Here is a 22,418-nt window from a genome sequence, read left to right as displayed (position 1 = left end):
GCGCCGAGCCCGCCCTGCACGAGCCGCTGCTTGAACAGCCAGACAGTGCGTGCGTCCGGGATGCGCAACTCGTCAGCCAAGCCGCAGAAGCGCTGGAAGCTGCGCCGGTCCAGCAACTGGTGCTCGGCCTGCTCGTCCGTGGCCGCCCGCCCTTGCTGCGATCGGGCCTGGGGCAGGCCGCATCCACCGCAGCCGCCACTTGCGCAAAGTCCACCAACTCGCCCATGCGCTCCAGGCTATCGGTGTACTGCTGCAGCTTCACGTCCCTGTGGTGCTTTTGGTCTTCTTGCTGCTCATCCCCGCATCATGCCGCAGGGGCGGTTTCTAGAAGCTCCCACAAGGCGCAGGGCGGCGAGTGGGACACGGTGGTGGGCAACTTCACCGATGCCGGGGGAGACCCGCGCCACCAGCAGTTCTTCCGCCGGACCTGCACCTCCATCACCCGTGCCCGCAGCAGGCTGCTGCTGATCGACCCGCAAGGCTTCAAGCCGTTGTCGCGCATCCGGTTCGATACCTTGCCGACGCCCGTTACGCAGTCGGTCGGCTTCAACGGCGAGGTTCATGCGGCCGTGGACTGGAACCGGTTCTGCTTCAACCAGGGACAGGAGGCGCTGTTCTGCCGTCACCGCCGGATCCGCGATGCCTCGTCCGGTCTCGGCATCGAGAACCTCCATGTGCAGCACGGCCAGTTCTTCGAACGCTATGTGCTCGGCCACGATGGCGCGAGCGCCACAGTGCAGTATTCCTGCAAGGGCGACAACCGGGTGTCGGACGTAGTGGCTGCGTCAGGTGCACGGTCGGAGCCGAAGTTGCTGCAAGCGTCTCTCGCGTGCACGAGGCCGGTGCTGCTGAAGTCGGGGTTCTCTCCTGATGTGAAACCGCCCCCTTTCTCGCGGACTTCAAGAGTCACGTCGAGCAGGCCACTGCCGATACGGGCCTGCGCATCGTGGCAATGAAACCCGACAACTACAGGCTCTGGCTCACCTTCGAGCAGGAGGGTCGACGGGAACGGGTCGATTTATGCATCGACCAATGGACCAGCCAAGCCTTGGGGGTGACGCAATGAGCCACTACGCCAGCGAGATCACCCGGCTTCGCAAGGAAGGGAAGCTGCCCGAGGCTCTGGAGCGGGCACGCGCATGCCATGACGCCGTCCCGGGTGACATTCATATCCAGCGCGCCTACGGCTTGGTGCTGTACGGCATCCTCAAGCAGGAGCTCGAGGACCTCGAGAGCCTGCGCATGTCCAGAAGCCATTTCGCGCACCGCTTTGAGCTGTGGCTGGCGGAGTACCAAGTGTTCGGCGGCAAGGAACGGCCTGATCTCCTACATTCTTGTATGCTGAACCTGGCCCTCAAGGCCAGCCGGTCCTGGCCCGGCTTCCTCCAGTTCGCACGGTGGTGGGGGCCGCAACACCTGAGAGCTGAGGACCGGGAACCGTACACCCCGCCGGGCGGCAAGCCGATCCCCAGCGTCGAGATGCGCCTGTACTACGCCATCGGGCGCGGGCTCCTGGAGCAGGCCCAAGACGCTGATCCGGAGCTGCGACGCTGGGCCGGGGAGCAGCTGCTCGCAGCGCTCGAACGGTATCCGGACGACCTGTGGCTCAACCACTACCGCAGCAAATGGCTGCTGGACCAGGGCGAGATCGATCAGGCTCGCAAGTGCACGGCTTCCGTGGTGCGCCGCCAGCGCAAGGCCACCTGGCCCTGGGCCCTGCCGGGCCAGACCTTCGAGGCGCATGATTCCGGGAGCGCGATCACCTGCTACTTCCATGCGGTGCAGCTGGCGAGGGAGCCGATGGAGCTGGCCAACACTCGGGTTTCCCTTGCGCGGCTCCTCGCGCAACGACAACGCTTCGATGAGGCCGCTGTCCAAGTGCATCAGGCCTTGGGATACCGGGCCAGGAATGGGTTCAAGGTCCCGCAGGACTTGCAGCAACTGGCTTCCTCGGGCTGGTTCAGGCAACGGCCCGACCTCGCTGCCCTCCCCTTCGAGCCCGATGTGGCGCTCGCGGCGCATGAGCTGCTGAGGAGCCAGGACGACCGGCCGCTCGTGTTCCGACCAGGAGTCGTCGACCATCAGAACCCGCACAAGTCGCTCGCGCATGTTGCGTTCTCGGCAGACGAGGGAAGCATTCTCCCCTATGGGAAGTTTGCAGGCGCGGAGCAGCTACAGCCTGGGCAGGTGGTGGAAGTCGGCTATGTGCAGGGCCACAAGGCCCCGGTCTGCTTCAAGGTCTCGACGGCAGCCGAGATCGAGGACTTCTGCCGCCGGATGTCCAGGGGAGGTCAGTCGACGCGAAGGGCAGGAATTCGGCTTTCTGAGGACAGTGCAGGGCGAGCACGTGTTCATCCCTCCTGCCCTCTTGACGAAGCTTCCATCCAGCCCATCCAACGAAGCGATCGGATGCATTGCCTCCATGTCCAGAGACAAGCAGGGCAAGGCGGGCTGGCGGGCACTCAGCTGGGCATGAGCAGGCAGGAAGTGCGGGAGGCCTGCGGCCGAAAGCACTCCGGTTTTCATGCAAAGACGGAAACCCAAGGTTCCCCTTCTGCTCGAGGGCCAAGGCAAGCAGGCGCAGCCCATTTCACCTGTCATCCGAAATGCTCAAGCTGCTCACGGGAAATGACGACAACCATCGTCGATCCTGCCGGAAACGCACGTTCAAGAATGGTGCCGATACGTTTGTTCCCGGAGCGCAGAGTGCGTTGAAACCGCCCTCTCGCGCACCTCGTCATGCGCAATTCCTGGATTTCACCAACTCGTTCACGCTGTCCGCCTACAGCAGCAGCCGACAACGTTGGGGAACCCTGTAAATTACTCGGGGTTACATTAAGCTACCCCTAGCAACGAAGAAGGGAGAGCAGAGAGTGAGCCTTGATCCGAACCGTCCCCACGACTACCCGCGCCGCGCCTTGGTGTGCATGGTGGGCTTGTCGCCTGCGGTTGTGACAGAGACGCTGTACGCGCTCGTCAAGCAGCAGGAGCCGGCCTTCGTGCCGACCGAGCTGCATGTGATCACCACCACGCGCGGCGCCGAGGGCGTGCACCGGCAGCTCCTGGCCGGCGGCGAGGGCCACTTCCACCAACTGCTGGCCGAGCACCTGCCGGGTCATGCGGTGAGCTTTGATCCTCACCGCAACGTGCATCTGGTGTGCGATGGCGACATACCACTGCCCGACATCGTCGAGCCCGCGCACCAGTGCCTGATGGCCGACACCATCCTGCGCGTGCTGCGCGAGCTCGCCGCCGACCCGCAGTGCGCGATCCACGCCTCGATCGCCGGCGGGCGCAAGAGCATGAGCTTCTACATGGGCTACGCAATGTCGCTGCTCGCCCGGGCCCAGGACCGCATGTCGCACGTGCTGGTGATGCCGGAGGACTTCGAGCATCCCGAGTTCTTCTACCCGCCACGCGTGCCGCGCGAGCTGTGCACGCGCGACAACAGGACGGTCAATACCCGCGACGCGCGCCTCGCGCTCGCGCCGGTGAGCTTCGTGCGCCTGGCTGATGGCGGCGCCGACTGGCTGCGCCAGACGCGCAGCAGCTTCGACGAGGCCGTGGCCTTCGCGCAGCTCGCGCTCACGCCGCAGCCAGTGACGCTGCACCTGCAGAGCGGCACGGTCGAGTCCGGCGGCTGCAGCGCGCGGCTCGAACCCGTGGAAATGGCCTGGTACAGCTACCTGGCTCGCCGTCGGCAGGCTGGCTTGCAGGAAGATGGCCTGCCCTTCGAGGGGGCGGTGAAGCTGCGCCGCGCCTTCGAAGACTGCGCAGGGCTGGAACTAGCCGCAGTGTGCAAGGCCTTCGCGGACTGTGGCTGCCGGGGCGTGCCCAGGTACGACGAGACTCATTCGCGCCGCTCCGATCTGGACCTCGCCTCCGAGGTGCGTGAGGTGGTCTCGCACATCAACCGCAAGCTCGCCGCCGCCTTCGGGCCGCAAGCGGCGCAGCGACTGATGGTGGCCGGCCCCGGCGAGCGCAAGAAGCGCGACGGCGTCTACGGACTGATGAATCTTGCGCCCGAGCTGCTCACTATCAATGCCCGGATCGCTGCCGATGCGCGCTGAGTCTGCGCTGCCGCCTGCGCGCAGCAAGGAATTGGAACGCCAGCTCGAAGGCCTGCAATGGCTGCAGATCGCCTTCGTGCACGAGGTGCAGGGTGACCTGTCTTGGCACGGCTTTGCTGGCAGCCTCTGGCACGGGGTGCTGGGCGCGGCGCTGCATGACATCGACGCCGGCGCCTATGCCGCCCTCTACGGCGCGCAGGACGACGACACGCGGCTGTGGTCGCTTGTGCCCCCCCTCGTCGAGGACGAGTGGGTGCCGGCGGGAGCATGCATGACGAGCCAGTTGCGTCTGGTCGGCCCGCTGATGCCACTGGCCGGCGCTTGCGTCGCCGCATTCGCAGCTTTCGGGCACCGGGGCCTGGGCAGCGAGCGTGTACCGGCCCGGCTGGTGGACGTGCAGCTTCACGGCCCCTGGGGCCCCTGCACGCTCAGCGACACTCCAGCCGCCGTCTGGTGTGGGCTCGACGTCTGGGACGACGCGCAGCATGGCGCCACCGACACGGCACTGGAGTTGCGCTGCCATACGCCACTGCGCTTCAAGCATCGGGGCGAAGTTTGCACAGAAGTGCCCGCGTTCGAGGACCTGCTGCGTCGCGCCATTGCACGAGTCGCTCGGCTGCTGAGCGCACAAGGTCTAGAGCAGCGTTTCATGGCCGAGGGCGAGAAGGCGGGCTGGCTTGACTGGGCAGGCCTGGTACCGCTGCTGCACAGCGAGGCCGTACCGGTGCGGGTGCCGCGCTACTCGGCCCGGCAACGCCGGGAGATGGTGTTCGAGGGCCTGGGTGGACGCTGGCTCTACGGCGCCCCGGCGACCCGGGCCCTGCCTTGGCTGAGGCTGGCGCAGTGCCTGCAGCTCGGCGCCAAGACGACCTTCGGCTTCGGTGTCATCGAGTGCGTCGCGGTGCAGGAGCCGGTATGAGGCGCGGCGGCATCCCGACAACGTTGCCGCGGAGCGAGTGCCGCATCCGGCCCGCACACACTGGAGGCCGCACCGGGACAGGGCCGGCACGTCAGGCCGGCGGCCTCTTTCAAGAGCATTCATCAGGACGCATCCGACAAGAATGAACAAGACCTGCCATTGCTGGGCTTTCGAGGCCGGCTCCATCCAGGGCTACCTGCACGAGACAGGGCGCTTGGTGGACGCAGTCGGCGCAAGCCAGCTCATCGACAAGCTCTGCGGCACGCTCGGCGCGCCGCAGCCCGGCGACGACCTGCTGAGCCTCGTGCTCGAAGCTGCCGGCATAGCGTCCCGCGACGTGAGCTTCTCGCGCCGCGGCGGCGGCTCCTTCATCGCCTTCTTCGGCTCGGGCGAGGCGCGCGAGCGCGCGCGGCGGCTCTGGACGCTCGCGCTGCAGGAAAACGCACCGGGCTTGCGCTGGTCCGAGGGACTGGCCGAACACGAGAGCCACCAGGAAGCCGCCCGCCTCGCGCTCGAGCGCAGCAAGGTCGCGGGCAACTTCGACGCGCCGCGCCTGCCCGAGGCCGGCCCGGGGGTGGCGCGCGTGCCGCGCACCGGACTCGCCGCGGTGGAGTTGCGCCGCTTCGGCCCGCGCGGCGAGGAGCTGCTCGACGCGGCCACCGTGGCGCGGCGCCGCCACGCCCGAGGCAACTCGCTTACGCAGAAGTTCTCGCCGGATCGCGAGCTCGTCTGGCCGCGCAACATGGAGCGCGACGAGGACGCGGAAGGCGACGCGGCGAGCTTCCCCTTCCTGGGCGACGACCGCGAGGTCGCCTTCCTGCATGCCGACGGCAACGGGCTGGGCGTGCTGCTGCGTCGGCTCGCCGACGCTGGCCGCGAGCGACCCGGGGCCTACGTGCAGCACTACGCCGCCTTCTCGCGCGCGGTGACGCTGGCGACCGAGCATGCGGCGCAGGCCGCCACGCGCGCGGTGCTGCTGCCGGCCACCGGCGCCTCGCGCGTGGTGCCAGCCCGCTCGCTCGTGCTCGGAGGCGACGACCTAAGCCTCATCGTGCGCGCCGACCTCGCGCTGCCATTCGCGCAGGCCTTCCTCGAGGCCTTCGAGCGCCACAGCCGCGAGGAGCTCAAGCGGCTGCCCGCCGAGCTCAGGCTCGGTCAGGGCCTCACGGCCGCCTGCGGGCTGGTCTTCGTCAAGGCGAGCCACCCCTTCATGGCAGCCGCGGCGCTGGCGGAGGATCTGTGCAAGCAGGCCAAGGACGAGATCAAGCGCGAGGCTCGCGAGCGCGGGCGCGACATGCCGCTGTCGGCGGTGGCCCTGCACCGCGTGACCACCGCACTGGCCGACGAGGCCGAGGGGCCGGGAATGCACTGGCAGGGCCGGATGGTGCGCGCCGGGCTGCCCGCCTACGTGCTCGGCGAGTCGCGCACCACGCTGCCGCGCCTGCCCGACCTGCAAGCCCTGGCCGCCGCGCTCGGCTCGGCCGCCGCGGCCCGCGGCCCCGCGCGTCGCATGCTGACGCAGATGCACCAGGAACCCTTCGTCGCACGCCGGACCTACGCGCGCTGGCGCCAGATGCTGCGGGACGACCCCGCCGGCGAGGGGCGGCAGCAGTTGCAGCGACTCGACGAGGCCCTTCAGCGCCTGGGCGTGCCTCCAGCCAGCGAACTGCCGCTGGTGCCACACGGCGAGGGTGCTTTCGCCACCCCCTGGCCGGACGCGCTGCTGCTGCGCGACCTGCTCGCTACGCCGCAAGGTCCCGCGGGTGAAGGAGCTTGAGATGAACGGACACAGAACCCTGGTGGTGGAATTCCTCGACACCTGGCATGTCGGCTCGGGCCGCGGGCGCGGCTCGCACCTCGACGCGGCGGTCGAGCGCGACGTGGACGGCCTGCCCTACCTGCCCGGGCGCTTGCTGCGCGGCGTGATCCGGGACGCAGCCGAGGCGCTGTGCGCCTGGGGGCACCTGCAGTCGCAGCAGGTCGCGGACCTGTTCGGCACCCTGCTTCCCGCCGAGGGCGCGAGCGGCCTCGCGCATGCCCGTCCCGGCCGGCTCCAGGTCTCCGACGCGCGCCTGCCGCCGGACGAGCGCGCTTGGCTGGGCAGCGCGGACGAGGAGGCGCAGGCCGCGCGCAGCGCCCTCTTCCTCGAGTCCTTCCAGACGGCGATCGACGAGCGCTACGGCACAGCGCGCAGCCGCACGCTGCGCGGCACCGAGCTGGTGGTGCCGCTGACGCTGCATGCCGAGCTCGGTGTGCAGGGCACGGCCGACGACATCGCACAGGGCTGGGCGCTGCTGGAGCGGTCGCTGCCGCTCGTGCGCGCGCTCGGTGCCCACAAGACGCGCGGCCACGGCCGCGTGCAACTGCGCTGGGGAGGCCAGGCATGACGATCCTCGAATATCCGCTGCGGCTCGAGCTGCTCGACGACGTGGTGTTCAGCCGCCGCAGCGCCACCGCGGGCGGCCACGAGTCGCTGGACAAGGTGCCGGGCTCGGCGCTGCTCGGCTGGGCGGCCGCGCAGCTCTACGAGCGCCTGGGCGAGCAGGCCTTCCTCGTCTTCCACTCGGGCGCGGTGCGCTTCCGTGACGGGCTGCCGTTGTCGCCCGCGGGCAAGCGCTGCGCGCCGGTGCCGCTGGCCTGGCACGAGAACAAGGCCGCGGCCGACGGCGGGGCCCGGCAGGACGGTCGCTGGTTGGCGGAGCGCATCTTCAACCTCGCCGCCGGCGGGCAGGAGCGGATGCCGCCGCTGTCGCAGCCGCGCCAGCTGCGCAGCGGCTATGTCGGCGGGGACGGCGCCTGCATGCGGCCGGCCACGCGCTACCGCATGATGACCGCCATCGGCGAGGCCGGCCGCGCCGCCGAGGGGCAGCTCTTCGGCTACGAGAGCCTCGTACGCGGCCAGCGCTTCGAGGCCCGCATCGGCTTCGAGGACTCGGTGCCCGAGGCGCTGCGCCGGCAGGTGCTCGACTGCTTCGAAGGCACGATCCGGCTCGGCCGCAGCCGCGCCTCGCAGTACGGCCGCGTGCGCGCCGAACTCGGGACGCCGCAGGCCGCCCCCGCCCCCACGGCCGGCGGCGAGCGCCTGCTGCTGTGGCTGATGAGCGATGCGTGGCTGCGCACGCCCGAGGGCCAGCCCGCGCTCGTGCCCGACGCCGAGGCGCTCGGCCTCGAGGACGCGCGGCTCGACCGCGCGGCGAGCTTCCTGCGCACGCGCAGCTACAGCCCCTGGAACGCGCACCGCCGCCGCCACGAGATCGAGCGCCAGGTGCTGTGCGCCGGCAGCGTGATCGCGCTGGAGCGCCCGGGCGGCTTCACCGCGCAGGAGCTGCAGCGGCTCGCCTCGGGCATCGGGCTCGGGCTGGCGCAGGGCCTGGGCGAGGTGCGACTGCAGTCGCCGCTGCTCGCGACGCCGCAGCCCGTCTTCACCGCGGTGTCCGTCCCGGCCGAGGCCGCGCCGACCGTGCCCGCCGCCCGACCCGCCAGCACGCTGATCGGCTTCCTCGCGCGCCGCTCCGGCGCGGCGCAGCGGGGCAGCAGCGCGCAGGACTTCGTTCGGCAGGCGCTGCGCAGCCTGGTCGAGGAGCTCGGCCGCATCCGCGCCTTCGTCGGCTGCGCCCCCGAGACGCCGCTCGGCCCGGGGCGCTCGCAGTGGGGGCAGCTCGCCACTTTCGCCCGCCAGGCCGACAGTCTTGCGGCGCTGCGGCCCCTGCTGCTCGACGAGGCCCACGGCGCCTGCCGCCGCGGCGACGAGACCTGGGACCGGCTGGGCTACCAGCGCGCGGGCGACCCGGCCCGCCGCTCGCTCGGCACCTGGATCGGGGAGCAGCTCGATGCACTCGGGGCCCACCCCGGCCTGCGGGGCGACGCTGAGCGGCTCTACGCCTGGCAGCTGCTGTGCGGCGAAGCCCGCAAGCTCGACCTGCACACCGGCGCCGCGGCGCTGGACACCGCCCGCGACACGCTGGGCGAATCAAGGAAGGAGACGGCCTGATGCGCGCTGCGACTCCCGTGCTGAACCTCTACCGCTGCGTGCTCGAAGCGGCCACCCCCTTGTCCATCGGTGCCGGTCGCGGCGACGGCGTGCAGGACCAGCTCCTCGCGCTCGACGCCAACGGCCTGCCATTCCTGCCCGCCAGCAGCCTCGCCGGCGTGATGCGCCAGGCGGTGGCGGACCTCGACGGCGCCGGGCCCGACGCGGCGCGCGAGCTCTTCGGCTACGCCGAGGGCTCGTTCGGCGCGGCCTCGCGGCTCGAGATCAGCCACGGCCACATCCACGACAGCCTCGACCGCCCGGTCGAGGCGCTGCTGGCCGAGGTGGACGACCCACTGCTGCGCCCGCTCGTCGAGCACAAGCCCCGGCTGCGCCAGCGCGTGCGCATCGGCCACCGCGGCGCGGCCGACCGCACCGGGCTCTTCAACCGCTCGGTACTGCCGGCCGGGCACCGCTTCTCGGTGGAGTTCGCGCTGTGGTCGGCCGAGCCCGCCCCGCGCGAGCACGCATGGCTCGTCGCGCTGCTGGGCGCGGGCCTGCTGCGCCTGGGCGGGCTTACGCGCAGCGGCCTCGGGCTGATGAAGCCCGTGCGGCTGCACCACCGCGAATGGCAGCTCGCTTCGGCCGCAGAACTCGCGGACTTCGCCGTGCTGCCGCGCAGCCTCGCCAGCACCGCGGGCCTACGGCCGCTCGCGATCGCTGCCGTCGACGGGCCGCACCGCCGCGCCGTGCTGGAGCTGGCGCCCGAGGCGGGTTTCCGCTTCGGCGACGGCGAGGTCTCGCTGCTGAAGAACCGCCGGCCCGGCGACAAGCCGGCGGACGACCTTCCCAAGACCGAGGCGCGCGTGCAGTGGAGCGAGGGCCGGGGACGGCTCGGCGAGCCGCAGCCGCTGGTGCCCGCGGCGAGCGTCAAGGGCGCGCTCGCGCACCGGGTGGCCTTCCATGCCGATCGGCTGGAGCGCCGCTGGGCCTCGCCCGCGCGGCTCAAGGATCACGACAAGGCGTTGCACAACCCGACCGTGCGGCGGCTCTTCGGCCATGCGGGCGACGAGACCGCGGACGAGCGGGGACAGGCCGGCGTGATCTGGATCGCCGACGCCTGGCTGCGGCCGCAGGACGTGGTCGCGCAGCGCCAGATGCACAACAGCATCGACCGCTTCACCGGCGGGGTGCGCGACGGGCTGCTCTTCACCGTCGAGAACCTGCATGGCGCCGCGCCCTGCGTGCTGCGCCTGGAGCTCGGCCTCGACCTGCGCCGCGCCCGCGCGCTCGGCGCGACCGCGCGCGACTTCGAGGCGTTGGAGCTGGCGCTCGAGGACCTGTGCCAGGGCCGGCTCGCGCTCGGCGCCGACAGCGCCGGCGGGCAGGGCTTCTTCAGCGGCACGCTGCGGTGGAACCACGCCAGCGCCCCGTCGGCGGAATTCGCCGCCGCCGAGGCGCAGAACCAGGAGGAACAACGATGAGCACCGTGCCGACACTGCTGGAAGACCTGCAGCGACTGCAGCAGGCGGTTGAGCGGGCGCAGGGCCCGTGGCTCGCGCCGCGCGTCGAGGCCTGCACGCTGAAGACCGAGACCGGCTGGGCGAGCTCGGCCGCGGAGGTGATGCAGCGCCTGCGCTCCTTCGGCGGCGAGGGCTGGATCGAGACCACCGCCGGGCTGGTGCTCGTCACGCGCGGCGAGGCGGCGGAGCCTGCTGCACCGGTGCTCGATGCCGAGCTCGCCGACGGCGCGCGCAGCCTGCACGTGCGCCAGGTGAACGCGCGCTGGCGCCTCACCTGGTTCGAGGAGACCGAAGGCGCCACGCACCTCGCCCGCACGCATACGCTGCTCGGCACCGAGCCCGCCGCCGCACGGCTGCGCTATCGCGTCTACCGGCCCGCCGATGCGCAGGCCGCGCCGACGCCCCTGGCCCGCCTCGCGGGCCTCGTCCAGGAGGGATGAGATGAACCAGTCCAGGATTCCCCCTTCGCACGGCGGCCGCTCGCGGGACGAGGGCCGGCCCGAGGCGCCCCGCAGCGGCGGCGCCGCCCCCCGCGTCACCTCGGCCTACAACTTCGCCCCGCTGGCGCGCCAAGTCGTGCTGCCGCACTGGCAGGACCGCGTCTCGCACGACGTGCCGCTGGAGGAGGGCCTCTCGGCCGAGCTCGTCGTGCAGCTCGAGGCGCACACGCCGCTGCTCGTCGGCGCCGAGCGCGCCGGCAGCGGGCCGCAGCACCCGGTGGAGTTCTTCGCGCACCCTGACGGCACGCCCGCGATTCCCGGCTCGGCGCTGCGCGGGATGCTGCGCAACGTGCTGGAGATCGCGAGCTTCAGCCGCCTGCAGCTGCTCGACGACCGGCTTCTGTCGATGCGCGACCTGCACGCGAAGGAGTACACATCACGCTTCGTGAAGCGTGCCGAACACGGCAGCGGTTACGCGGCCGCCTCACGTGCGGGCTGGCTGCGCTTCGACGGCGACAGGAAGCAGTGGGTCATCCACGAGTGCGAGGTCGGGCGCATCGAGCAGTCGGAGCTCGACTGGGCCAAGAGCGCGCTCGAGCCCGGCAAGACGCTGCATCAGCGCCTCGTCGAGGCCTGGGAGGCGGCCGGCCGCAGGGACAAGGACGCGCAGCGCTTCGCCCGTCTGAAGTACGAGGCCGTCGAGGGCAAGGTGGCCTTCACCTTCTACGGCGACCGCAAGCCCCAGCCCTACCGGCACCAGCAGGGCAAGCTGGAACTGCACTACCGCAAGCTGCGCCTGAAGAACGACTGTCCGGACAAAGTGCCCGGCTACCTCGTGCTGACCGGCCAGCCCGGCCGGCTCGACCGCAGCATCGACCCGAAGCAGCACCAGTCGGGCACCAAGCACATGGAGTTCGTGTTCATCCACGATCCGGCGAACACGCGGCAGCATGTCGTCGAGCCCGAGGTGATGCGCGGCTTCCTCTCGATCTACGAGCATTCCAGCGACCTGGAATATCTCCAGAGCCCCGCCTCGCCGCACGCCAAACGGGGCGTTCCGGTGTTCTTCCTGACCGAGCAGGACGCCAAGACCCGGCAGACGCGCGTCGCGAGCCTGGGGCTGTCGCAGATGTACCGGCTGCCGGCAGCGAGCTCGCTCGGCGCGATCGCCGCGCGCCAGCAGGCGCCGCGGCCGCAGGCCGGGCTGCGGCTCGATTTCGTCGAGACGCTCTTCGGCTACGCCACCGAGACCGACTCGCTCAAGGGCCGGCTGAGTTGCGGCGACCTGCGCCTGACGGGCACCGAGCGCGGCGACGCGCTGCTGGCCGAACCGCGCTTCATGGCCGAGACCGTGCTGGGCCAGCCCAAGCCGGGCTTCTACCCGAACTACCTGCAGCAGCCCGGCGCCGACGCGCGCGGCGACGTGGCCGGCGAGCAGCTGACGCCGCTGTCGCCGAACGCGGCGCTGCGCGGCTGGAAGCGTTACCCGGTGCGCCCGCTGGCCGAGGTGCGGCTGCAGCCCCCGCCCGGCCCTGGTCAGGCGGTGAACACCCGGCTGCGCCCGCTCAGGCCCGGCGTGCGCTTCGAGGGCGTGCTGCGCCTGCACAACGTGATGCCGGAGGAGCTCGGGGCGCTCGTCTGGGCGCTGGAGTGGGGCGGGCAGCCCGCGCTGCGCCACGCGCTCGGCCTGGGCAAGTCCTTCGGGCTGGGTCAGGTGAGCCTGAAGGTGGTGCGCGCGAACGTGCGCAGCAACGATCCCGGGCGGGAGCCTCCGCCGCTGGAGGCCTGCCGGGGCAGCTTCGAGCGCTACATGGAGGAGCAGGTGCCCGGCTGGCTCAGGAGCCCGTCGATGACGGAGCTGCTGGCGATGGCCGACCCGCGCCTGCCGCAGGCCAACCGCACCACGCTCGCGCCGCTGAAGCTGGAGATGCAGGGGGCGAACGGCTTCGCGGAGGTGAAGAAGCGCGACCAGCGAGCGGCGCTGCTGCCGTACTCCAAGCTCAGGGCCTGAGCGGGCGGGGCGCAGCGCCCGCCGGCCTGCGCCCTTCCTGCCAACAGGAGACCGTGAACGGGAACCGTTCGCATCGAGCTGTCAGCAGATTGATTTCAAAGGACTTTTCGGCATTTTTCGGGCGGTGCGACAGGGTCGATGCTGAAAAATGCGGCAAACCGGCCGCGCTGTCCGCAAACCCCTTGCAAGTGCTTGATTCCATAGGGGGTTACACGCTAGAGTTCTGGCTCCCCGATTTCCGAAGGGGATTGAGACGTTTGTCGCAGATAGTCGAGGTGCTCTTTTTCGTTCTGGCTCCCCGATTTCCGAAGGGGATTGAGACCAAATCACGGTGTTGGCCCAGCTTCTCATTCAGTTCTGGCTCCCCGATTTCCGAAGGGGATTGAGACGCCTCAAAGAAGCGCGTTGCACGCCTCTTCTGTTCTGGCTCCCCGATTTCCGAAGGGGATTGAGACAGCATCGCCCAGAACTGCGAGAACATCTTAAGTTCTGGCTCCCCGATTTCCGAAGGGGATTGAGACACTTTCTCTGTCTTTGGGAGTTCCGGCTCAGGGTTCTGGCTCCCCGATTTCCGAAGGGGATTGAGACTTGATGGTCAGCTCGCGGTTCTTGGCCGTGGTGTTCTGGCTCCCCGATTTCCGAAGGGGATTGAGACTTGCTGCGCTTCGGATAGGTGCCTTTCCTGGTTCTGGCTCCCCGATTTCCGAAGGGGATTGAGACTCCTCAAGGCGCTTCAGGCGCTCCTCGATCTTCGTTCTGGACCCCCGATTTCCGAAGGGGATTGAGATTTCTGCGGGTACGTTGCGGCTCCTGCCTTGGTCTTTCGCTGCCCGATTCACAAAGGAGAGGGAAACCGCGCAGTTCCCTCTCCGCACCGTACTCCTGACCCCATGGACGACATTCCGCCTCGCCCCGAATCGCCTCAGGAACTTCCCTTCCTGGAAATGAAAAATCCCCAAGTCAGAACCTTCGATGAGCTGCTCACGGCCGAGGAGCCAGCGCCCCTCGCGATCGACCAGTACCAGCGGGGATTCGTGTGGGGCGAGGACAAGGTCCGGCAGCTGATTGGCGACCTGAGGGACTACGTTGCCTCGGCGAGGAACACGCGCTACTACCTGGGCACGGTGCTGCTGCACCGCAAGGAAGGCCACCGCTACATCATCGACGGCCAGCAGCGCCTGACCGCGCTGTGCATCCTCCACTGGCATCTCCGCGGCGAACTGCCTCCCGGCACCGAGTTGAGCTACCGCTCGGTGGAGTCGCGGCACAACATCCACCGGGCGCTGGAATGCTTCCGCAAGGAAGCCGGTGCGCTGCAGCCTGACATCTTCCGCCACCTGTGCTTCACGGTCATCGAGGTCCCGACGCAGGATCTCGCCTTCGCGTTCTTCGACACGCAGAACCACCGGGGCGTGCGGCTGCATGCGACCGACCTGCTCAAGGCACATCACCTGCGGGCGATCCGGGCCGACGGCGGCGGCGACGCGCTCGAACTCGACGGCGCGCGGCGCTGGGAGCGCTTCCAGCAGCAGGACAAGCCGGTGCTCGACCTGCCGGGGGACTACGCGCCGGCGCTCTTCAACCTCTTCCTGTGGCGCGGGCGCCGCTGGGTGGGGCGCGACGTCGGGGGCGAGTCGCACGACGCGCTGCTGCACGAGTTCCAGGCCCGCGCGCGCAAGCCGCCGGAGGGCGCCGCCAGGGTGCCGCTGCATCTCGCGCGGCAACCGGCTGGGCAGCGCGCTGGTCTTCGGCGCCGGCGGCGGATGCACGCTGCAGACGCTGCCGCTGGCCCTCGACGGACGCGCGGCCGAGCTGCCCTTCGCGCTGCGCCAGCCGATCTCGCGCGGCCTCGGCTTCTTCCTGTACGCCGACAAGTACGCCGCGCTGATCCGCGAGCTGCTCGATGCGGACGCGCCGCAGACCGGCGGCTGGCGCGAGCTGTACCGGGCGGTCTTTCCCGAGATCTCGGTCTACCTGCGCGAGGCCTTCCTGCTGGCCTCGCTGATGTACGCGGACCGCTTCGGCTGCGAGCGGCTGCCGGAGTTCGGCCTGCGCCTGGAGCATGTGCTCGGCAGCATCCGCATCGAGCAGCGCTACGTGATGCGTGAGACCGCGCGCAACTTCTTCCGGGACGGCCGGCCCAACCTGCTCGACGTGATCGCCGCCGCCTTCACGCCCGACGAGGTGATGGAACACCTCGCCGCCGTCACCGGGGTCGAGGAGCGGTACGCGAGGCGCGACCGGGAGGTCGGCGTCGGCCGCGACGTGCGGGGCCGCTACAAGGCCGCCGTGTTGCGCTACTACGGGCAGCCGGACACGGCCGGCCTGCAGCACAAGCACCAGTGGATGAACGAACGCATCGAGGCCTCGAATGTCTGAACACCCCCTGCCCCCGGCTCCCCAGTCCGAGCTGCTGACGCTGAGCACGATCGTCGAGCGGGGCTGGCGCTTCCGGGTGCCGATCTACCAGCGCCTCTACGTCTGGGGCCGCGACCAGGTCCGCACGCTGATGACCGACCTGCTCGCGGCCTGCGAGCGAGGGGAGCCGATCTACTACCTCGGCGGCACGCTGGTCATGGACCGCGAGGGCGACCGCGGTGGCCGGGACTGCGTGCTCGAGCTAATCGACGGGCAGCAGCGCTTCACGACGCTCTGGCTGATCGCCCGGGTGTGGGGAGCGGGTCACGAGGAACTCGGGCGCTTCCTCCAGGTGAGCCGCGGCGACCGGCTGCTGCCGCGGCTGGAGTTCGCAATCCGCGATTCGGTCAACCGCTATCTCGACGGCTGCGTGCAGGCGACGGGCGCACCGGTGGCCGACTCGGCCGAGGACGCGCGCGGGCTGCAATCGATCCTCGACGCGGAGAACGAGATCCGCAGCTTCCTCGACAGCCGGGATCGTCGGGTCGGGCTGGAGCAGTTCGGCCGCTTCCTGCTCGATCGCGTCCGGCTGGTGCAGACACGGGTGCCGGCGCACACCGACCTGAACAAGCTGTTCGAGGTCATCAACAACCGTGGCGTGCAATTGCAGCACCACGATATCCTGAAGGCGCGGATGCTGGCGCTGCTCGACGAGGCCGAGCGCGCGTCCTACGCCCGGCTCTGGGAGGCCTGCGCCGGCATGAACGGCTACGTGGAGAAGAACCTCGCGCAGCTGGTCGCAGCGGGCGCCGGGTCGGACCGTCTGCGCGTCACCTCGCTTTTCGACAACGCGGCCAGCGAGGACGGCGCGGAGGCGCTGGCGAGCGCAAGCCGCGTCCTCGAGTTCCTGCGGCGCGTCGAGGCCCCGCAGCCGGGGCAGGCCGAGACGCTCTCGCTCGAGGCCATCCTCCGAAGCCCCCCTGCGGAGGCACGGCACCCTGCGCCCTCCACACCGCAGGACAGCCCCGCCGGGAACGAGGACGAGCCCGGCGCAGTGCGCAGCATCTTCGGCTTCCCCGTGCTGCTGCAGCATGTGCTGCGCGTCTGGCTGTTCCGCAAGGACCGCGAGGACCTTGACCGCATCGCCGACAAGGACCTGCTGGCCATCTTCGAGCAGCGCTTCTTCGGGGCCTCGGCGGGCGCGGAGGAAGCCAGGAGCTTCATCGCGCTGCTGTGGGAGCTGCGCTACCTGTTCGACAAGCACATCGTCAAGTGGGTGAACGACGGCGAGGAGGAAGTCCACCGCATCCGCAAGCTGCGGCTCGTCACATCCAATAACAGCACGAGCCTGCTGCGCGACCGGGACGAGCCCGAGGCCCTCAAGGCCTTCTCGCTGCTGCAGAGTATGCTCTACCACTCGCAGCAGATCACGACGCAGTATTGGGTCACGCCGCTGCTGGCCTTCCTGCATGGCGAGCCGTGCGCGTCCCCGGCGCGCCGCACTGCCTTCCTGCGGCACCTGGACAACCACCTGCTGTGCGCTGGGGACGAGCGCCCGCTGGTGCAGCGCTCGCGCGACTTCATCGCCGAGCCTTGGCTGTCGCGGGCGGCCCTCCGATGCGACGTCCTTGCAGAGCAGAGGCTCGGCGTGGCCTTCCCCCATTACTGGTTCTACAAGCTCGAGTACGTGCTCTGGAGCGCGTACTCGGATGCGACGGCGGCCAACGCGCTGCCCGCTTCCAGCCACATCACGTCGGAAACGCTCGCGCAGTTCCGCATCACCGCACGCAACTCGGTCGAGCATGTCTTCCCGCAGAACCCGCCCCCGGGGCGCGAGCGCACGGTCGGCGAGGAATGGCTTGATGCGTTCGGCAACCTGATGCTGGTGTCGCGCAGCGTCAATTCCGAGTTCGGCAACAAGTCCTACGAGGAGAAGCGGGCGCGGTTCCGAGACATGAGTCGACTGAGGCTCGATTCGCTCAAGGGCGCCCTGATCTATGCCCATGAACGCTGGGACGACCAGAAACTGCTCGCGCACCAGGAGGCGGTGATCGCTCTACTCCAGCGCCACCTGGACACCGACTGGCAGCAGAGGGCAGCCGTAGCGGCCGGTGCCAACGGCTGAAATGGGGGAGTCGGTCGGGGCACGGGCCGTCCGCCCCGATCGCACTGCGTCCCGGTCGGAGTTTTCGCTGGAATGAGGATCACTGGCCCCTCTGGGCAAAGTGCAGCAGTGTCCCCCCAGCGATCGGGTGTCACGCCCGCTGCCCCACCTGTCTGACGTTTGAATAGCGACCGCGACGACTGTCGCGCTCCACCATCATGAACTGGGTGCGCCGCTTCAACCTGGGCTCGCCCACGCTGGAGCACACGGACTCGGCCCGCTGCGGTCGGGTGCTGGGCTCCGGGCGCACGCTTGAGTCGGTTGAGGAGGCAAGGTTGCGCGAGATCGTGCGCGACGGGCGGCCCTCGGCGGTGTCGCTGCAGTTTACGCTGTGGAGTCGGTGCGCCGTACAAGCCGCCGTGAAGTCGCGCTTCGGTGTGGACATGCCGCTGCGCACCGTTATGGATTACCTGCACTCCTGGGGCCTTACCCCTCAGCGGCCGGTCAAGGCCGCCATCGAGCAGCGTCCCGCTGACATGCAGCGCTGGCTCGACGAGGAATACCCGGCGATCGAGCGGCGAGCCAAGGTCGAACGTGGCGAGATCTACTGGGGAGACGAGACTGCGGTGCGCCAGGACACGGCCTTGGTGCGGGGTTTCGCGCCAACGGGCCACACGCCCGAACTCCGTCACCGAGCCTATCAGGATTTTTGTGTGTGAGGCATAGCATGACCACTGGAGATCCCATGCCGAGCAGGAAGACGAAGGCGGAGTTGCCGCCGATCCCCAAGGAGCTCATTGACCACCTCGCTGAGTGCATCGATCACCTCGGCATCCCTGTCCTGGGGCAAGGCCGGCGTCCTGTAGTACGCCGCCCGCGACAAGCCCGCCGCCGTGCAGGCTCGCGTAATCGGCAGCCGGTGCTCGCTCACTAGGAGCTGCACCATTGGGCTGCTGCTGGGCTCGGGACGTTGTATGCAACGCACTCGTCCAACACCAGCGGTCAGAGGCTGTTGCTTCGGAGCAACTATCCGCTTGGCGATGGGTTCCCCACACGCATAGACTCCATCTCAAGCTCCCACAAAATAATATCAAGGACGGCCTGTCTCCCTGGGACCGGGCCACATCGACTCAGGCAGCGCATTCCCAACTGCTGCCTGGGGGCCACGCGGAGCAACCACGGGGGCCACCGTGACTTTGGGGTTCGACGAACGCTGTGTTCGTCGCCTTGAGTCGCGCGTGGCCCTTTGGCATTTCACCGTCTCTCTCGGCACGAACGCAGCTCAAAAGGAGCCTGCGTGCCTACGCTTGAGAACTTCAACGATGGAATCGCCCACATTCGCAGGGCGTTAAAAGATCCGACTCTGGCAACGACGCTGATCCCGCTAGAGCGCTGGATCGAACTCGGTAAGCGCCCAGAGCGCGATGCCCAGGGAATCGAACTAGGTCTCCATAAACTGGCCATCGATCTCAGCGCGCTGAGCGTACTCGGCGTTCTCCAAAATCTGCCAGCCGTGGAAATCGCAGAAGCGGCAACAGTGCTTACTTCTGCGACTCCGAAACTGTACTGCATCGCGCACAACTGCCTCTGGTGGGCTAAACAGATGAGGCCACCGCCGATCCGTTCCTGGCCACCGCTCTCGCCGGATTCCGACTCACTCCCCAACTGCTCTCGGCTTCCACCACTTTCGTGGTCAGGAGCGACAACCTGAAGTAGCACTGCGAGCGAGCACTTCAAGGATTCAAGAAGGTTCAAGGGCGTCAAGGATGTTCAACCCGTTCAACGGGTTCGACACAAACACCCAAACGACCTTGAACAGGATGCAACCATGGGTCAGCGAGGCATAGAACGTCCTTGCAAAACCATCCTCTGATCAAGAGATGAGCACTAAAGCCAAACGCCAAGGTTTTTTCGAAGTGAGTCTTAGCGGCCTCAAGGCTGCGAGCCAGAAGCACTCACAACCCGTCTTTCCCGCTGTCTACATCGCCCTCTGCTCCGGCGTCGACAATACCAAACAGGGTACCGTCCGCGGATGCACGCATGCCGAGCGAGCAGTGCAACGCCGACTGGCCAAGCGCCTCTTCCTGAAAAGTGAGATCGCAGCTGCCATCGCTGCCCTCGTGGAGCAGAAGCTGTTGGTGGACCTCACACCCAAGGACGAGAAGCGAAAGACAGGTGCAATGACTTACCAAGTGAGCCCGGACCGGATCACCGACCTAGTACCGGTCTCCCACGGCTTTATCGGGATAACGGTAACGGTAGAAGGAACGCGTCGGAACCACGAGTTGCACCCAGGGCCTGCCAATCTCGCGGGGATGCTCGACGCCTGCAGTCCGCTCCGTCACCGGATTAGTCTGGAGCAGGCACAAAGTGACGCGTTGCAGACATACTTCCATCTCCTAAGCCGTCAAAACTTCAAGGCCTACGGCGGAGTGGACCCGTGTGCAGTCTCTGGCCCCTACCGCAACTGTGCGAAGGGCGAAAACCCTGTCCACGAGACTAGCTTCATGCCAATCGGGAAAGGTCGAACCGCGCACGTTCGCTTCGCAGTAGCTCCTGAGAGGCTAGATCCAAACACCTATTTCGCGCAAGAAGTCTTAGCCGGAACGGCTGTCGAGGCGGCGTGCTCTGCCAGTCTGCACGAACGCTTGGCACACGCCATCAATCAACTCGTAAAGGCTCAACTACTTTATCGAGTCGGCGTTCTCTGGACCAACGATCCCCGCAAAGATCGCTCTGCAAAGCCGATCGCAACGATCGAGATCCGTGGAGGCTGGTTGCCCCGAGAGGCGGAGAAGGCGGAGGTCAGCGACGAAGAGACATACGAGTTTTCTGCGCGAAAAAGTATCGACAAGCTAATGCACGACTGGGGGGTCCTGCGCAAATCGGATCAATACACTTTCGGATCTGAAAGTGTGTTCGCCAACACCGATATTTACCGCTACGTCGTGCCGAATGAGTTGATGCGGCAGTGGGTCCTGCTGGATCAGTTTCGAGTGCGCTGGTGGGCTGCGACGGACGACAACTTGGCCGCTCTCGGCTTCGACAACCGACGATCTCGTATCTACCTCGACACTGTCGCCTACATGATTGCGGATGACACGGAGGCTTACTGAAATGTCATTCCCACGAGATGTGAACAGCGCAGCGCGCTCGCACGTCCCCCAAAGCATCGAGTCGCCAAAAGGCAGCTGCTTCCCCGCTGCTGTCGAAGAGTGCAAAGGCATCGTGATGGAGCACATCGCATTCGCGCGCTTCGTAACGGTCGACAAAGCTGCAGCGATGACTGGCCTGACGCCAAAGGCTATTCGCCGAAAAATCGAGAATGGAGTGTGGCTCGAGCATCACCAATGGGAGCGCGGCCCTGACGGTCGCATCTATATCGACATCATGGGCTACACGAAGTGGGTGAAACCATGGCAATGAAATGTGTTCCGGGTGTGGAGATTCGAGAAAACTCCATTCGCATCAGCTTCACCGTGGGGAAAATTCGGTACAAAAAGACCTTTGAGGTTGACGGAATCGTCATGCAACCCACTCCGCCAAACATCCGTGCCGCAGCGCGCTTGGTGGCGGACATCAAGACAGAGATTCGTCTAGGCGTGTTCGAAATGGCCAAACGTTTCCCGCACGACGCTGATGTACTTGCAGCAGCCGCCCACTTGAAGGCGACCAAGCGAACTGTAGGACAACAACTAGATCACTACCTGTCCATTGCAAAGATCGAGAAATCAACTCGCGCTGGATATGAAAGCGCCACTCGGTTCTGGAAGCGGTCAGCTCGGGAAGCAGGTGGGAACGTCAAAGTCGCCGAGACCCCAATCGACGAGCTGCTGTACAGCCATCTTCAGTACGCCATTACGAAGTTCCCCGGCAAAGGGAAGACTGCAAACAACTACCTTTCGGTGCTCTGTAAGGCAATGCACGTCGCCGTACTCGATGGCCTGATCGATGTGAACATCGCGGCAAACGAAGAGCTTCGGTCTGACTACCAGGAACCGGAACCCGATCCCTTCGATGTGCAAGAAGTCAGTCGCATCATCGACTACATGCATAAGCACTACCCTGAGCCGGTGGCTAATCTAACTGACTTCTGGGCACATGCGGGTCTCCGCACCAGTGAGATTTACGGGGCCCTTTGGCAAGCGGTGAACTGGGACCTCGGAACTATCCTGATCCACCGGGCGAACGTCCGTGGGGAGGAAAAAGAGCAGACAAAGACGAAGCGTCACCGGCACGTGCCTCTCAATTCGGTGGCCATTGCGGCGCTGAGTCGCCAGAAGCCCCACACCTACGTCGCGGGGCGCCACGTGTTCCTGGACCCCCGCTACGGAGCACCCTGGGATGAGGAGCGGGCCTTTCGCCGCAGCTACTGGACTCCTGCCCTAAAAGCGCTCGGGATCCGCTACCGCAGCCCCTACCAACTGCGCCACACCTTTGCCACCATGATGCTCATGGCCGGCGTAACACCCGCAGCGGCTGCTAAACGCATGGGACATTCTGTCCAAATGTTCCTCAAGCACTATGCAAAGTGGATCGATGGCGAACTTGATCAGGTGCAGAACCAGCGTCTTGAGGAGTTTCTAAAGGCTGCTAACGGCCGCTAATGGCGGCCATTTAAATCGGCCAGTTATCTCGGCACTCAACGGCGGTCATGCACGACGGTTTTCCTAGCAAATCTACTCAACCAGAACTTAACCACACAAAGGGAGCTATCAGATGTTCTGCATTTATGCTCATTACATCAAAGGCCAGCGGGTTCAACTTGCGCCATATGGTATCGAAGGAGACCCGATGCCCTGCCTAGTCTGGCGTGACCCCAACCCCGCCGCGCTCATTCGCCACTGCCGAGTCATGGCAACGGACGGCAAGGTTCTGACCGCGGGATCGGATTCCGATTTGCATAGCCTTGCTATCCAAACTGGACTCTTGGCAGACCAAGATGACTGGTACATCCCGTGAACGATCGGCAACCGGCAGACCCATTCGTGATGCCAATATAGTTTCGTAGGTCGCATCCATA

The 22,418-nt window shown here is 67.5% G+C and carries 16 protein-coding genes, 1 pseudogene and 1 CRISPR repeat array; all 17 genes and pseudogenes read left to right on the top strand.

Annotated elements, in window-relative coordinates; genetic code table 11:
• Positions 1–956 (top strand): ATP-binding domain-containing protein (locus D3A59_RS25850; RefSeq protein ID WP_473206072.1); only part of this gene is annotated, 956 nt, incomplete at its 5' end.
• Positions 957–1,062: 106 nt separating this feature from the next.
• On the top strand, positions 1,063–2,715 hold the full coding sequence (locus tag D3A59_RS26975; RefSeq protein ID WP_157991593.1) for a DUF7017 domain-containing protein: 1,653 nt from the start codon (positions 1,063–1,065) through the stop codon (positions 2,713–2,715).
• A 158-nt stretch (positions 2,716–2,873) separates the two neighbouring features.
• Complete coding sequence (gene csm6 / locus D3A59_RS18885) at positions 2,874–4,070, top strand: CRISPR-associated ring nuclease Csm6 (RefSeq protein ID WP_157991592.1); 1,197 nt, start codon at positions 2,874–2,876, stop codon at positions 4,068–4,070.
• Positions 4,042–4,989 (top strand): CRISPR system precrRNA processing endoribonuclease RAMP protein Cas6, encoded by a 948-nt coding sequence (gene cas6, locus D3A59_RS18880; RefSeq protein ID WP_119156877.1) that lies wholly within the window; start codon positions 4,042–4,044, stop codon positions 4,987–4,989. The genes csm6 and cas6 overlap by 29 nt, the downstream gene beginning before the upstream one ends.
• Before the next feature lie 142 nt (positions 4,990–5,131).
• Positions 5,132–6,766, top strand: a complete 1,635-nt coding sequence (locus tag D3A59_RS18875) for a Cas10/Cmr2 second palm domain-containing protein (protein WP_119156876.1) — start codon at positions 5,132–5,134, stop codon at positions 6,764–6,766.
• 1 nt (position 6,767) lies between these two features.
• Positions 6,768–7,376, top strand: a complete 609-nt coding sequence (locus D3A59_RS18870) for an RAMP superfamily CRISPR-associated protein (RefSeq protein ID WP_119156875.1) — start codon at positions 6,768–6,770, stop codon at positions 7,374–7,376.
• Positions 7,373–8,980 (top strand): type III-B CRISPR module-associated Cmr3 family protein, encoded by a 1,608-nt coding sequence (locus D3A59_RS18865; protein ID WP_119156874.1) that lies wholly within the window; start codon positions 7,373–7,375, stop codon positions 8,978–8,980. Before D3A59_RS18870 ends, D3A59_RS18865 begins: the two co-directional genes overlap by 4 nt.
• Positions 8,980–10,443 carry an RAMP superfamily CRISPR-associated protein gene (locus D3A59_RS18860; protein ID WP_119156873.1) on the top strand — a complete coding sequence of 488 codons (1,464 nt, stop codon included), beginning with the start codon at positions 8,980–8,982 and terminating at the stop codon, positions 10,441–10,443. The genes D3A59_RS18865 and D3A59_RS18860 overlap by 1 nt, the downstream gene beginning before the upstream one ends.
• Positions 10,440–10,922, top strand: a complete 483-nt coding sequence (locus D3A59_RS18855; RefSeq protein ID WP_119156872.1) for a hypothetical protein — start codon at positions 10,440–10,442, stop codon at positions 10,920–10,922. The genes D3A59_RS18860 and D3A59_RS18855 overlap by 4 nt, the downstream gene beginning before the upstream one ends.
• A gap of 1 nt (position 10,923) precedes the next feature.
• The gene (locus tag D3A59_RS18850; RefSeq protein ID WP_157991591.1) at positions 10,924–12,933 is read left to right on the top strand and encodes a TIGR03986 family type III CRISPR-associated RAMP protein; all 2,010 of its coding nucleotides are present in this window, start codon (positions 10,924–10,926) and stop codon (positions 12,931–12,933) included.
• Positions 12,934–13,153: 220 nt separating this feature from the next.
• A CRISPR array of direct repeats spans positions 13,154–13,721; the repeat unit is 35 nt; unit sequence GTTCTGGCTCCCCGATTTCCGAAGGGGATTGAGAC.
• Positions 13,722–13,823: 102 nt separating this feature from the next.
• Positions 13,824–14,375, top strand: a pseudogene (locus tag D3A59_RS26970) (DUF262 domain-containing protein); the annotation flags it as partial.
• The gene (locus D3A59_RS26965) at positions 14,356–15,312 is read left to right on the top strand and encodes a DUF7834 domain-containing protein (protein WP_473206071.1); all 957 of its coding nucleotides are present in this window, start codon (positions 14,356–14,358) and stop codon (positions 15,310–15,312) included. The pseudogene D3A59_RS26970 and the gene D3A59_RS26965, both read left to right, overlap by 20 nt.
• Positions 15,305–17,416, top strand: coding sequence for a DUF262 domain-containing protein (locus tag D3A59_RS18835; RefSeq protein ID WP_119156868.1), 2,112 nt, complete (start codon positions 15,305–15,307; stop codon positions 17,414–17,416). The genes D3A59_RS26965 and D3A59_RS18835 overlap by 8 nt, the downstream gene beginning before the upstream one ends.
• 197 nt (positions 17,417–17,613) lie before the next feature.
• On the top strand, positions 17,614–18,114 hold the full coding sequence (locus D3A59_RS18830) for a winged helix-turn-helix domain-containing protein (protein ID WP_119156867.1): 501 nt from the start codon (positions 17,614–17,616) through the stop codon (positions 18,112–18,114).
• A gap of 1,161 nt (positions 18,115–19,275) precedes the next feature.
• Entirely contained in the window at positions 19,276–20,511 is a 1,236-nt protein-coding gene (locus D3A59_RS25495) for a hypothetical protein (RefSeq protein WP_157991589.1), read from the top strand.
• Position 20,512: 1 nt separating this feature from the next.
• A complete protein-coding gene (locus D3A59_RS26790; RefSeq protein ID WP_336470425.1) occupies positions 20,513–20,821 on the top strand; it encodes a hypothetical protein in 309 nt (102 codons plus the stop codon).
• Entirely contained in the window at positions 20,812–22,002 is a 1,191-nt protein-coding gene (locus D3A59_RS18815; RefSeq protein WP_240636122.1) for a tyrosine-type recombinase/integrase, read from the top strand. Before D3A59_RS26790 ends, D3A59_RS18815 begins: the two co-directional genes overlap by 10 nt.
• The last annotated feature ends 416 nt before the right edge of the window (positions 22,003–22,418 follow it).

This window comes from Caldimonas tepidiphila, from assembly GCF_003569765.1.
Classification (GTDB): Bacteria; Pseudomonadota; Gammaproteobacteria; order Burkholderiales; family Burkholderiaceae_C; genus Caldimonas; species Caldimonas tepidiphila.
Note: the sequence above shows the minus strand (reverse complement) of the source record. Positions and strands in the feature narration are given on the sequence as shown.